Source organism: Streptomyces sp. AJS327 (assembly GCF_013450295.1).
Taxonomy (GTDB): Bacteria; Actinomycetota; Actinomycetes; order Streptomycetales; family Streptomycetaceae; genus Streptomyces.
In genome coordinates this window covers 1247081-1259152 of record NZ_SKBR01000002.1, presented here as the reverse complement: position 1 = coordinate 1259152, position 12072 = coordinate 1247081, and the positions used below count along the sequence as shown (strand labels likewise).

Annotated in this window: 10 protein-coding genes; 8 read left to right on the top strand and 2 right to left on the bottom strand. The window is 71.5% G+C overall.

Annotation, left to right across the window (positions count from 1 at the left end; genetic code table 11):
* Positions 1–38: 38 nt before the first annotated feature.
* Positions 39–551 carry a pyridoxamine 5'-phosphate oxidase family protein gene (locus E0L36_RS15045; protein ID WP_180929528.1) on the bottom strand — a complete coding sequence of 171 codons (513 nt, stop codon included), beginning with the start codon at positions 549–551 and terminating at the stop codon, positions 39–41.
* A gap of 256 nt (positions 552–807) precedes the next feature.
* On the opposite strand from E0L36_RS15045, the gene E0L36_RS15040 reads away from it, so the two are divergent.
* A complete protein-coding gene (locus E0L36_RS15040; RefSeq protein WP_180929527.1) occupies positions 808–1464 on the top strand; it encodes an antibiotic biosynthesis monooxygenase in 657 nt (218 codons plus the stop codon).
* Between the two features lie 92 nt (positions 1465–1556).
* Here E0L36_RS15040 and E0L36_RS15035 read toward each other — a convergent pair whose 3' ends face one another.
* Positions 1557–2141: a HEAT repeat domain-containing protein gene (locus tag E0L36_RS15035; RefSeq protein WP_180929526.1), complete on the bottom strand. Its 585-nt coding sequence runs from the start codon at positions 2139–2141 to the stop codon at positions 1557–1559.
* Between the two features lie 335 nt (positions 2142–2476).
* Here E0L36_RS15035 and E0L36_RS15030 point away from each other — a divergent pair, with 335 nt between their 5' ends.
* From E0L36_RS15030 to E0L36_RS15000, 7 genes are all read left to right on the top strand, one after another.
* The gene (locus tag E0L36_RS15030) at positions 2477–4261 is read left to right on the top strand and encodes a 3-hydroxyacyl-CoA dehydrogenase family protein (RefSeq protein WP_180929525.1); all 1785 of its coding nucleotides are present in this window, start codon (positions 2477–2479) and stop codon (positions 4259–4261) included.
* Positions 4262–4365: 104 nt separating this feature from the next.
* Positions 4366–5160, top strand: a complete 795-nt coding sequence (locus E0L36_RS15025; RefSeq protein ID WP_180929524.1) for a TetR family transcriptional regulator — start codon at positions 4366–4368, stop codon at positions 5158–5160.
* A 692-nt stretch (positions 5161–5852) separates the two neighbouring features.
* Positions 5853–7229 carry a crotonyl-CoA carboxylase/reductase gene (ccrA, locus tag E0L36_RS15020; RefSeq protein ID WP_180929523.1) on the top strand — a complete coding sequence of 459 codons (1377 nt, stop codon included), beginning with the start codon at positions 5853–5855 and terminating at the stop codon, positions 7227–7229.
* Positions 7226–9268, top strand: a complete 2043-nt coding sequence (locus E0L36_RS15015; RefSeq protein WP_180929522.1) for a protein meaA — start codon at positions 7226–7228, stop codon at positions 9266–9268. The genes ccrA and E0L36_RS15015 overlap by 4 nt, the downstream gene beginning before the upstream one ends.
* Positions 9265–10236, top strand: coding sequence for a CoA ester lyase (locus E0L36_RS15010; protein WP_180929521.1), 972 nt, complete (start codon positions 9265–9267; stop codon positions 10234–10236). Before E0L36_RS15015 ends, E0L36_RS15010 begins: the two co-directional genes overlap by 4 nt.
* A gap of 5 nt (positions 10237–10241) precedes the next feature.
* A complete protein-coding gene (locus tag E0L36_RS15005) occupies positions 10242–10763 on the top strand; it encodes a MaoC family dehydratase (RefSeq protein ID WP_180929520.1) in 522 nt (173 codons plus the stop codon).
* 1 nt (position 10764) lies between these two features.
* Positions 10765–11964, top strand: a complete 1200-nt coding sequence (locus E0L36_RS15000; protein ID WP_180929519.1) for an acyl-CoA dehydrogenase family protein — start codon at positions 10765–10767, stop codon at positions 11962–11964.
* Positions 11965–12072 lie beyond the last annotated feature (108 nt).

Below are 12072 nucleotides of genomic sequence, written 5' to 3'. Positions count from 1 at the left end.
GGAGGCGGGCGGCGGCCGGGGCCACGGGGCCGGGCTGCTCAGCGGTCCTCGCGCGGTGGCGAGGCGTCGTTGCCACGGCGGCGTCTGCGCAGTCCCCCCTCTGGCCGCCAGCTCTCCACGACGATGTCGGGGACCTCGATGGTGACCCGGGTCACCTCCGTCACCTCGGCCCGGAACAGGTGGAAGACCTCCGGCGCGGCGCCCTCCCGCAGCCCCGCCGCGTAGCGCGCGACCTCCGCGGGGTCCGTCACCTCGGCCGCGCGGCCGGCGACGCGCACGTCGTCGAGGCTCTCCGGCTCCACGTCGCCGCCCGGGTTGGCGAAGAGCGCGAAGCGCGGATCGCGCCGCAGGTCCAGCGCCTTGCGGGAGTTGGGCATCATGCCGAGCCACAGCTCGTCCTCCCGGAAGTCGGCCTCCAGACCGGTCAGGCGGGGCGAACCGTCGGCGGTGAGGGTGCCGAGCACGTGGTGGGTGAAGCGCCGGAAGCGACGCTCCACGAGGTCGGCGAAGGTCGGTTCGGCGGCCCGTACGGCCGCCCAGGTGTAGGTCATCGCCCCACTGTGACGGGCCAACCCGACACCCCCTGTCGGGATTTCACCCGAAGGTGTGGGCAGCCCCTCGGAGCCGCGCGGCTCCCCGGACACCGGCCGCCGGATCTCCACACCGGTCAGCGGGGCGAGGGCCCCGCGACCCCCGTGGTGCTGACGCGCGACGGGAGGGGAGGACGCCCAGATAAGCACTTGCCGGGCCGAAACCGGCCTCCCACCATGGTCCTCACCCCCGCCCGACCGCACGGAGGATTCCAGCATGCCCGCCGCCACCCCGACCCGCTCGCTGGCCTTCCCCACCGTCACACGGCCCGGGGTCGGCACCATCGAGATCAACCCGCACTTCACCGGGGCGGCCGCACGCCAGGCCGAGGTGGGTGAGGCGCTGCTCGGGCAGTGGGAACGGGAGCCGCTGCCGGAGGGGTTCGTCTCCTGGAGCGTGTTCGCGAGCACCGACGGCGAGGCCCTGCTGGCCTACGGGCAGTGGGTGAACGACGAGAGCCGCCGTCGCTGCGGTGTGCGGCGGCCGGAGACCGAGGGTGTGTGGGCGGCCGAACCCGTGTACTACCGGGTCTACCGCAGCCTGGACGGCTCGGACGGTTCCGAGGAGCCGGGCTGTCTGATCACGGCGACCTTCGACACCGACGGCCCGGAACGGCAGCGGTACTTCGTTGACGCCCTGATCGCCGCCCAGCCCTCGGACGCGCGCACCCCCGGGGCGCTGGGAGCCCACTTCCACCTGAGCACGGACGGGACCCGGGTGCTGCTCTACTCGCTGTGGACGAGTCAGCGGGCGCACGCCGAGGCCGCCGAGGCCGGAGCGCACGACTCGGGACACGGGATATTCACCGAGACGCCCGGGGTACGGCCCACCTACGGACGCTGCTACTCGCTGCTGGGCTCGCTCGTCCGCTGAGGCGACGGCTCGGGCTGGCGGCTGGGTCGACCGCGGGGTCTCCGGCGCTCACGGGAGGGGCGGGCCGCCGGGTCCGCGTCAACGGCCCGCCGTCAGTAGGGAATTCGGGCCCGGGCGGCCAGCGCCGAGGGGCAGAGCCGGTGGTGTTCGGCGGCGGCGTCCAGCACGGGAATCGCCCGCCGGTCCCCCAGCGCGCCCAGCCCCTGCACGCAGGCCTCCGCGATCGGCCAGTAGTGCACCGGACCGATGAGCAGCCGTTGCAGCACCTTGATCAGGGTGGGCACCGACTCGGGGGCACGCAGCGCGGTCAGCAGCCGCACCGGGTAGAGGGCGTAGGCGGTGCGCAGTTCGTTGGTGGCGAGCGCGGCGGCCGCCCGGGCGGTCCGCGGATCGCGCAGGAGTTCCAGGGCCTGGGCCGCCGTGGCACAGCAGACCGGGTCCCGGTAGTTCAGGAGGAAGACGAGCGTCTCGAAGGCTCTGCGGTCCCCCGCGCTGCCCAGGGCGAACGCGGCGACCTCCCGTGCCCACAGCGGCTGTTGGGGCTCGACCAGCACGGTGGCCAATCGGTCCCGGGCCTCCGGGGTGCGCTGTCGAGCGAGCTTGACCAGTCGCGAGTACTCAACCGGGTCAGCCTCGGTCCGTACGCGATCGATCAACGATCGGAATGCATCGCCCACTCCGGCCTCCCCCACGTGGTCCGAACCACAGTTCTGGAAGTGCTTCTACCCTTGGCTTCCTGGTTACCCACGAGTTAGCCTGCCGGACAGAGCGGCACCCCCGCTCGGCGGCCTGGTGACGCGGCCGCCGTGAGTGCGGTCGGTTCGGCGGGGGTCCGGGCGTCGCCCGGATCGCGCGGCTCGGATACGGAGCGGCCCCGGGACAGGGCCGGTCTCCGGAGAGTCCGGTAAGCCAACTCCGTTGCCGTGCGCACCCGTACGGGCTTCACGCCCCGTCGCGCACAGCGGTGCGGACCAGCACACCCTCATCAGTCGTCACCCTCTGGAGTCCCGTGATGGACCGTCCACCCCTGAACACCATCGCCGTCGTCGGCCTCGGCACCATGGGCACCGGCATAGCCGACGTTCTCGCCCGTGCGGGGCGCGAGGTCATCGGCATCGACACGAGTGACGCAGCGGCGGCCCGCGCCGTCGCGGCGCTGGAGTGCTCGACCGCCCGTGCCGTGGAGCGCGGTCACCTCACCGAGGCCGAGCGCGCGGACGCCCTCGCCCGCTTCCGGACCTTCCCCGAACTGGACGCCGCCGCCGAGGCGGACCTCGTCATCGAGGTGGTCCCGGAGGACTACGACACCAAGTGCCAGGTCTTCGCGGCGCTCGACGGCGTCGTGAAGCCGGACACGATCCTCGCGACGGGCACCAACGCCCTCTCGGTGACCCGGCTCGCGGCCGACTCCGACCGTCCCGAACGCGTCCTGGGGCTGCACTTCTTCAACCCGGCGCCCGCGATGCGGCTCGTCGAGGTGGTCTCCTCGGTACTGACCGCTCCCGACGCGGTGGCGGCCGTCACCCAGCTCGCCCGCGAGCTGGGCAAGGACCCGATCGCGGTGGGCGACCGGCCCGGATTCGTCGCCGACGGGCTGCTGTTCGGCTACCTCAACCAGGCGGCGGCGATGTACGAGTCCCGCTACGCCACCCGGGAGGACATCGACTCCGCGATGCGGCTCGGCTGCGGCCTGCCCATGGGCCCGCTCGCCCTGCTGGACCTCATCGGGATCGACACGGCACGCACCGTGCTGGACGCCATGTACGCCGCCTCGCACGACCGGCTGCACGCCCCGGCCCCCATCCTGCGGCAGCTCAGCGACGCCGGTCTCACCGGCCGGAAGGCGGCGCGCGGCTTCTACACCTACGCGGCGCCCGGCAGCGGGCAGCTCGTCCCCGACGCCGAGACCCCGGACCCGTCAGCCGCGACCGCCCCGGGCCGCCCCGTGACCACCGTCGGTGTCGTCGGCTCCGGCACCATGGCCGCGGGCATCACCGAGGTCTTCGCGACGTCCGGGTACCCGGTGGTGCTGGCCGCGCGGAGCGCCGAGAAGGCGGACACGGCGAAGGAGCGGGTCGCGGCCTCCCTGGGCCGGTCGGTGGCGCGGGGCCGGATGGACGAGGAGGACCGGGAGCGGGCGCTGGCCCGGATCACCCCCGCGGGCTCGCTGGACGCGCTGGCCGAGGTGGATCTGGTGGTCGAGGCGGTGGCCGAGGATCTGGCGGTCAAGCGGGAGCTGTTCGGCGCGCTCGACGCGGTGTGCCGGGAGGGCGCGGTGCTGGCCACCACCACCTCCTCGCTGCCCGTGGTGGCCTGCGCCCGGGCCACCTCCCGTCCACGGGACGTGGTCGGGATGCACTTCTTCAACCCGGCGCCCGCGATGCGGCTCGTCGAGGTGGTGCGCACGGTGCTCACCGCCGACGACGCCCTCGCCACGGTGCGCGAGGTCTGCGCCGCCGTGCGCAAGCACCCCGTGGACTGCGGGGACCGGGCCGGTTTCATCGTGAACGCGCTGCTGTTCCCGTACCTGAACAACGCGGTGAAGATGGTGGAGGAGCACTACGCGACGCCGGACGACATCGACGCCGCGATGAAGCTCGGCGGCGGCTACCCCATGGGCCCCTTCGAACTGCTCGACGTGGTCGGGCTCGACGTGTCCCTCGCCATCGAGCAGGTGCTGCACCGCGAGTTCCGCGACCCCGGGCTGGCCCCGGCCCCGCTGCTGGAACACCTGGTCGCCGCCGGATGTCTCGGGCGGAAGACCGGCCGGGGCTTCCGCGAGTACGCGCGGCGGTGACCGGAACCCCGCGGGCTCCCGGCGCCCCGGCCGGCTGGGGTGGGTTGCTGGAGCCCTCCGGCGCCCCACCCCCGGAGTCCATCACGGCGTGTAACGTTCACCACATGCCTCAGTCCGTGAAGCCCTCCCGTTCGGCCGCCCCGCGCACCAGCGCGGCGGCCACTCAGCGCCTCAAGATGCGCCGTGAACTGGCCGCGGCGGCCATGGAGCTGTTCGCGACGAAGGGCTACGAGGCCACGACGGTGGACGAGATCGCGGCGACCGCCGGAGTCGCCCGGCGCACCTTCTTCCGGCACTTCCGCTCCAAGGAAGAGGCGATCTTCCCGGACCACGACGAGACCCTGGTGCGCGCCCAGGCGGTCCTGGAGGCGGCTCCCGCGCACGAGAACCCGCTCGACACCGTCTGCCGGGGGATCAAGGAGGTCATCCGGATGTACGCGGCCTCCCCCCGCGGCAGCGTCGAGCGGTACAAGCTGACCCGGGACGTACCCGCGCTGCGCGAGCGGGAGATCGCCTCCGTCGCCCGCTACGAGCGACTGTTCACCCGCTACCTGCTGGGCCACTTCGACGAGTCGGCGCACCGCGACGGCGACGACGACCCCCTGCTGGCGGAGGTCGCCGCCTCGGCCGTGGTCTCCGCGCACAACCACGTGCTACGGCGCTGGCTGCGCGGCGGCGCGGTCGGGGACGTCGAGGCCCAGCTCGACCACGCCTTCGCGATCGTCCGCAAGACCTTCGGCACCGGGTTCGGCGCGAACCGTCCGGCCGCCGGGGACGCGGAGCGCGAGGGGGCCGCGGAGACGGAGCGGCGCGGCGAGGTCCTGGTGACGGTGGCTCGGGTGGACGCCCCGCTGAGCGAGATCATGCGCACCATCGAGTCCGCGCTCCAGGGGGACTGAGCGGGCGGCGCCCGGCCCACCGGGCGCCGCCCCGTCCGCCCCGCCGCCCTCCGACGTTCCCCCGCTCCACGCGCCCGCCCAGCGGAGCACCGGCGCCCGCCCGCCGACGGTCACACGTCCTGCGGCATGCGGCTCCCCCGGCGCGCCCCTCCCCTCCTCTCCACGGCCCCGGCCCCACGGCCGGTCGTCCGCGCTGACCGTCGGGGCCCCGCCAACTCCGGTGCCTGTCCAGCCCGTTCGGCGCCCCGACCCGTCCGGGAGGCCCTCGCCCCGGCGGTCGGCACCGCTCGGCGCCGCTTCGCGCCGCGCGGCCGCGTCCGGCACGGCTGGCCCCCTGGGGTGCCGCGTCGACAGAGCGATCAGGCGCCCCATCGACAGCGCGACAGATCGACGTGCCGGGGCCCGTGACGGCGAGATCGATCGATCATCGCTCAACTGAGCCACCCCCTTCACATCAGAGAGAAATTTCTGGCACCGAGTGTCTTGTGCGCTGGCACTGGGTGTCATACGTTGGCGTCGGCCGGGCACAGTCCCGACGGCACACGCCGTGCGCCCGGCCCCGCGTCACAGGCAATCTCCCGCGCTCACCAGCGCTGCCACAGCAGGGCCACACCGCCGAACCGACGGCACTGCCTCACACCCGACGTCCCCTCAAGCGTTCTCCCGAACAAACGCTTCGCCGGAGGCACACCGTGAACACGATCCTCGACGCGATACTCGCGTCCGACACCACAGCCGACGACTTCGCACACCTGCCCGTCCCCGAGTCCTACCGGGCGGTCACCGTCCACAAGGACGAGGCCGGGATGTTCGAAGGACTGGAGAGCCGGGACAAGGACCCCCGCAAGTCGCTCCACCTGGAGGAGGTGCCGGTTCCCGAACTGGGGCCGGGCGAGGCCCTGGTGGCCGTGATGGCCTCCTCCGTGAACTACAACTCCGTCTGGACATCGATCTTCGAGCCGCTGCCCACCTTCGGGTTCCTGGAGCGCTACGGGCGCACCTCCCCGCTGGCGAAGCGGCACGACCTGCCGTACCACGTGATCGGCTCGGACCTGGCGGGCGTCGTACTGCGGACCGGTGCCGGGGTGAACGCCTGGCGCCCGGGCGACGAGGTGGTGGCGCACTGCCTGTCGGTGGAGCTGGAGAGCGCCGACGGGCACAACGACACGATGCTCGACCCGGAGCAGCGGATCTGGGGGTTCGAGACCAACTTCGGCGGCCTGGCGGAGCTGGCGCTCGTCAAGTCGAACCAGCTGATGCCCAAGCCAGCGCACCTGACCTGGGAGGAGGCGGCGGCGCCGGGGCTGGTCAACTCGACGGCCTACCGGCAGCTGGTCTCCTCCAACGGGGCGGGGATGAAGCAGGGCGACAACGTGCTGATCTGGGGAGCCAGCGGCGGACTCGGCTCCTACGCCACGCAGTTCGCGCTGGCGGGCGGGGCGAACCCGGTGTGCGTGGTCTCCAGTGAGGACAAGGCCCGCATCTGCCGCCGGATGGGCGCCGAGGCGATCATCGACCGCAGGGCGGAGGACTTCCGCTTCTGGAAGGACGAGCACGAGCAGGACCCGCGCGAGTGGAAGCGGTTCGGCAAGCGCATCCGGGAGCTGACCGACGGCGAGGACGTGGACATCGTCTTCGAGCACCCGGGCCGGGAGACCTTCGGGGCGAGCGTCTACGTCACCCGTAAGGGCGGCACCATCGTCACCTGCGCCTCGACCTCCGGGTACCAGCACCAGTACGACAACCGGTACCTGTGGATGTCCCTGAAGCGCATCGTGGGCTCGCACTTCGCCAACTACCGCGAGGCGTGGGAGGCCAACCGGCTGATCGCCAAGGGGAGGATCCACCCCACGCTCTCCCGCAGCTACCCGCTGGAGCACACCGGTCAGGCCGCCTACGACGTGCACCGGAACCTCCACCAGGGCAAGGTCGGGGTGCTGGCCCTGGCGCCCGAGGAGGGTCTGGGCGTGCGCGACACCGCCAAGCGTGCCCAGCACCTCGACGCCATCAACCTCTTCCGGGACGCCGAGGGCGCTCCGGCACGGGAGAAGGGCGACACCGCGCGATGACGCAGAAAGACCGCCCGTGGCTGATGCGGACGTACGCGGGGCACTCCACGGCTGAGGCGTCCAACGCGCTGTACCGGCGCAATCTCGCCAAGGGCCAGACCGGACTCTCGGTCGCCTTCGACCTCCCCACCCAGACCGGGTACGACCCGGACCACGTCCTCGCGCGCGGTGAGGTCGGCCGGGTCGGGGTGCCGGTCTCCCATGTGGGCGACATGCGGCGGCTGTTCCAGGACATCCCGCTGGAACGCACCAACACCTCGATGACGATCAACGCCACCGCGATGTGGCTGCTGGCGCTCTACCAGGTCGTCGCCGAGGAACAGGGCGCCGACATCGCGGAACTCCAGGGCACCACGCAGAACGACATCGTCAAGGAGTACCTCTCCCGCGGGACGCACGTCTTCCCGCCCGGCCCCTCGCTCCGGCTGACCACCGACATGATCACGTACACGGTCAACCGGATCCCCAAGTGGAACCCGATCAACATCTGTAGCTACCACCTCCAGGAGGCGGGGGCCACCCCCGTCCAGGAGATCGCCTACGCGATGTCCACCGCGATCGCGGTGCTGGACGCGGTGCGCGACTCGGGGCAGGTGCCGCCCGAACGGATGGCGGACGTGGTCGGCCGGATCTCGTTCTTCGTCAACGCGGGCGTGCGGTTCGTCGAGGAGATGTGCAAGATGCGCGCCTTCACGCACATCTGGGACCGCCTCACCCGCGAGCGCTACGGCGTCCAGGACCCCAAGCGGCGGCGCTTCCGCTACGGCGTGCAGGTCAACTCGCTGGGACTGACCGAGGCGCAGCCGGAGAACAACGTCCAGCGGATCGTGCTGGAGATGCTGGCCGTGACGCTCTCCAAGGACGCCCGGGCCCGCGCGGTCCAGCTGCCCGCCTGGAACGAGGCGCTGGGGCTGCCCCGCCCCTGGGACCAGCAGTGGTCGCTCCGGATCCAGCAGGTCCTCGCGCACGAGAGCGACCTGCTGGAGCACGGGGACATCTTCGCGGGCTCCCACGTGGTCGAGGCCCGGGTCGCGGCCCTGGTCACCGAGGCGGAGGCGGAGATCGAGCGGATCTCGGAGATGGGCGGCGCGATGGCCGCCGTCGAGTCCGGCTACCTCAAGTCGCGGCTGGTGGCCTCGCACGCCGAACGGCGCGCCCGGATCGAGTCGGGCGAGGAGCGGATCGTCGGCGTCAACTGCTACGAGTCGACCGAGCCCAGCCCGCTCACGGCCGACCTCGACACCGCGATCCACACCGTCGACCCGGCCAACGAGACGGCCGTCGTCGAGGCGCTGCGGCGCTGGCGCGCCACCCGTACGGAGTCCGTCTCCGGCGACTCGGCCGAGCAGGCGCTCAAGGCGCTGAAGGAGAGCGCGCGTTCGGACGCGAACCTGATGGAGGCGAGTCTGGAGTGTGCCCGCGCCGGGGTGACGACGGGCGAGTGGACCGAGGCGCTGCGCGAGGTCTTCGGTGAGTTCCGGGCGCCGACCGGAGTGGGCGGGGCACCGGTCGCCGTGCCCGCCGAGGAGGGCTCGGCGCTCGGCGCGGTACGCCGCCGCGTCGACGCCACCGCCCGCGAACTGGGGGTGGGCAGGCTGCGGTTGCTGGTCGGCAAGCCCGGGCTGGACGGGCACAGCAACGGTGCCGAGCAGATCGCGGTGCGCGCCCGGGACGCCGGGTTCGAGGTGGTCTACCAGGGCATCCGGCTGACCCCGCGGCAGATCGCCGCGGCCGCCGTCGCGGAGGACGTGCACTGCGTCGGCCTGTCGATCCTCTCCGGCGCGCACGCCGAACTCGTGCCGGAGGTACTGGAGTTGATCCGCCAGGCGGATGCTCCGGCAGCCGGTGGCGCGGCGGGGTCGCCGATCCCCGTCGTGGTCGGTGGCATCATCCCGTCCGCGGACGCGGAGGCACTGCGTGCCGCTGGGGTGGCCGCCGTGTTCACCCCCAAGGACTTCGGCATCACGGAGATCATCGACCGCGTCGTCGACGAGATCCGTACCGCGAACCAGCTAGACCCCCTGGAGGTCCCCGCATGACCAGCGCCAACCGGCAGCGGCCGGTCCGCCCCCGCCGCTCCTGCCTCGCCGTTCCCGGCAGCAATCCGCGGTTCCTGGAGAAGGCCCAGGGCCTCCCGGCGGACCAGGTCTTCCTCGACCTGGAAGACGCCTGCGCTCCCCTGGCCAAGGAGGGCGCCCGGCACACCATCGTGAAGTTCCTCAACGAGGGGGACTGGTCCGGGAAGACGCGGGTGGTGCGCGTCAACGACTGGACCACGCACTGGACCTACCGCGACGTGATCACCGTCGTGGAGGGCGCGGGAGCCAACCTGGACTGCCTGATGCTGCCGAAGGTGCAGGACGCGCAGCAGATTCAGGCGCTCGACCTGCTGCTCACGCAGATCGAGCGGACGGTCGGCCTGGAGGTGGGCCGGATCGGCATCGAGGCGCAGATCGAGAACGCCAAGGGCCTGGTGAACGTCGACGAGATCGCGGCGGCCTCGCCCCGCGTGGAGGCGATCATTTTCGGCCCCGCTGACTTCATGGCGTCGATCAACATGAAGTCGCTGGTGGTGGGCGAACAGCCGCCCGGCTACCCGGCGGACGCCTACCACTACATCCTGATGCGGATCCTGATGGCCGCCAGGACCCACGACCTCCAGGCGATCGACGGGCCGTACCTCCAGATCCGGAACGTGGACGGCTACCGCGAGGTCGCGGCCCGCGCCGCGGCGCTCGGCTTCGACGGCAAGTGGGTGCTGCACCCGGGGCAGGTGGAGGCGTCAAACGAGATCTTCTCGCCGTCCCAGGAGGACTACGACCACGCCGAGATGATCCTGGACGCCTACGACTACTGCACCTCCGAGGCCGGCGGGAAGAAGGGCTCGGCGATGCTCGGCGACGAGATGATCGACGAGGCGAGCCGGAAGATGGCGCTCGTCATCTCCGGCAAGGGTCGCGCGGCCGGGATGCGCCGCACCACCACCTTCGAGCCCCCGGAGGCCTGAGAACCATGCAGTTCGGCCGCACCTACGAGGAGTTCACCGTCGGTGACACCTACCGGCACTGGCCCGGCAAGACCGTCACCGAGTACGACGACCACCTGTTCTGCCTGCTCACCATGAACCACCACCCGCTCCACCTGGACTCGCACTACGCGGAGCACACCACGGACTTCGGGAGGAACGTGGTGGTGGGCAACTACGTGTACTCGCTGCTCCTGGGCATGTCCGTGCCGGACGTCTCTGGGAAGGCGATCGCCAACCTGGAGATCGAGTCCCTGCGGCACGTGGCGCCGACCTTCCACGGGGACACGATCTACGGCGAGACCACGGTGCTGGACAAGATCCCCTCCCGCTCCAAGAGCGACCGGGGCATCGTGCACGTGGAGACCAGGGGCTACAAACAGGACGGCACCGAGGTCTGCGTCTTCCGGCGCAAGGTGATGGTCCCCACCGAGACCTACGTCACCGAGCGTGGCGGCGAGCAGCCGGGCCGGCCCGAGCCGCGCGAGCGGCGCCAGGGGGGAGAGTGACATGGGACGCCTCGCGCAGACCGAGGGACTGACGGACGTCCAGCGGGAGATCGTCGCCACCGTCCGGGGATTTGTCGACAAGGAAATCATCCCGGTGGCCACCGAGCTGGAACACCGGGACGAGTACCCGACCGAGATCGTCGAGGGCCTGAAGGACCTCGGCGTCTTCGGGCTGATGATCCCCGAGGAGTACGGCGGCCTCGGTGAGTCACTGCTCACCTACGCGCTGTGCGTGGAGGAGATAGCCCGGGGCTGGATGAGCGTCTCGGGCATCATCAACACGCACTTCATCGTCGCGTACATGCTCCAGCGACACGGCACCGATGAGCAGCGGAGCCACTTCCTCCCGAGGATGGCGACCGGCGAGGTCCGGGGCGCGTTCTCGATGTCCGAACCGGCGCTGGGCTCCGACGTGTCGGCCATCACCTCCCGTGGCGTCCGGGACGGCGCGGAGTACGTGCTCGACGGCCAGAAGATGTGGCTGACGAACGGCGGTTCCTCCACTCTGGTCGCGGTGCTCTGCCGGACCGACGAGGGCCTGCCCGAGGACACCCCGCCGCACCGGTCTATGACCACCTTCCTGGTGGAGAAGGAGCCGGGCTTCGGCGAGGTCCGGCCCGGCCTGACCATCCCCGGCAAGATCGACAAGATGGGCTACAAGGGCGTCGACACCACCGAGTTGATCATGGATGGCCTGCGGATCCCCGCGGACCGGGTCCTCGGCGGGGAGACCGGCCGCGGCTTCTACCAGATGATGGACGGCGTCGAGGTGGGCCGGGTCAACGTCGCGGCGCGTGGCTGTGGCGTCGCGCAGCGCGCCTTCGAGCTGGGCATCGCCTACGCGCAGCAGCGGGAGACCTTCGGCAAGCCGATCGCCAGGCACCAGGCCATCCAGTTCAAGCTCGCGGAGATGGCCACCAAGGTGGAGGCGGCGCACGCGCTGATGGTCGGAGCGGCGCGGAAGAAGGACTCCGGAGAGCGGAACGACCTGGAGGCCGGAATGGCCAAATACCTCGCCTCCGAGTACTGCAAGGAGGTCGTGGAAGACGCCTTTCGCATCCACGGCGGGTACGGTTTCAGCAAGGAGTACGAAATCGAGCGGCTCTACCGGGAGGCGCCGATGCTCCTCATCGGCGAGGGAACCGCCGAAATCCAGAAAATGATCGTGGGCCGCCGCCTGCTGGAGGAGTACCGCGCCTAGCCGAATGCCCCGTTCCGGGCGTTTTCTCGATCGCGAGATCACGCCCGGTGGGGGGCCGGTGTACTGACTGGCGCTCTGGCTTGCCCAGTTGCCACCGAAAACCGGTAG

Excerpts from the sequence above, each read along its gene's own strand:
- E0L36_RS15045 (WP_180929528.1), bottom strand. The coding sequence starts at position 551 with ATGACCTACACCTGGGCGGCCGTACGGGCCGCCGAACCGACCTTCGCC.
- E0L36_RS15040 (WP_180929527.1), top strand. The coding sequence starts at position 808 with ATGCCCGCCGCCACCCCGACCCGCTCGCTGGCCTTCCCCACCGTCACA.
- E0L36_RS15030 (WP_180929525.1), top strand. The coding sequence starts at position 2,477 with ATGGACCGTCCACCCCTGAACACCATCGCCGTCGTCGGCCTCGGCACC.
- E0L36_RS15025 (WP_180929524.1), top strand. The coding sequence starts at position 4,366 with ATGCCTCAGTCCGTGAAGCCCTCCCGTTCGGCCGCCCCGCGCACCAGC.
- E0L36_RS15015 (WP_180929522.1), top strand. The coding sequence starts at position 7,226 with ATGACGCAGAAAGACCGCCCGTGGCTGATGCGGACGTACGCGGGGCAC.
- E0L36_RS15010 (WP_180929521.1), top strand. The coding sequence starts at position 9,265 with ATGACCAGCGCCAACCGGCAGCGGCCGGTCCGCCCCCGCCGCTCCTGC.
- E0L36_RS15005 (WP_180929520.1), top strand. The coding sequence starts at position 10,242 with ATGCAGTTCGGCCGCACCTACGAGGAGTTCACCGTCGGTGACACCTAC.
- E0L36_RS15000 (WP_180929519.1), top strand. The coding sequence starts at position 10,765 with ATGGGACGCCTCGCGCAGACCGAGGGACTGACGGACGTCCAGCGGGAG.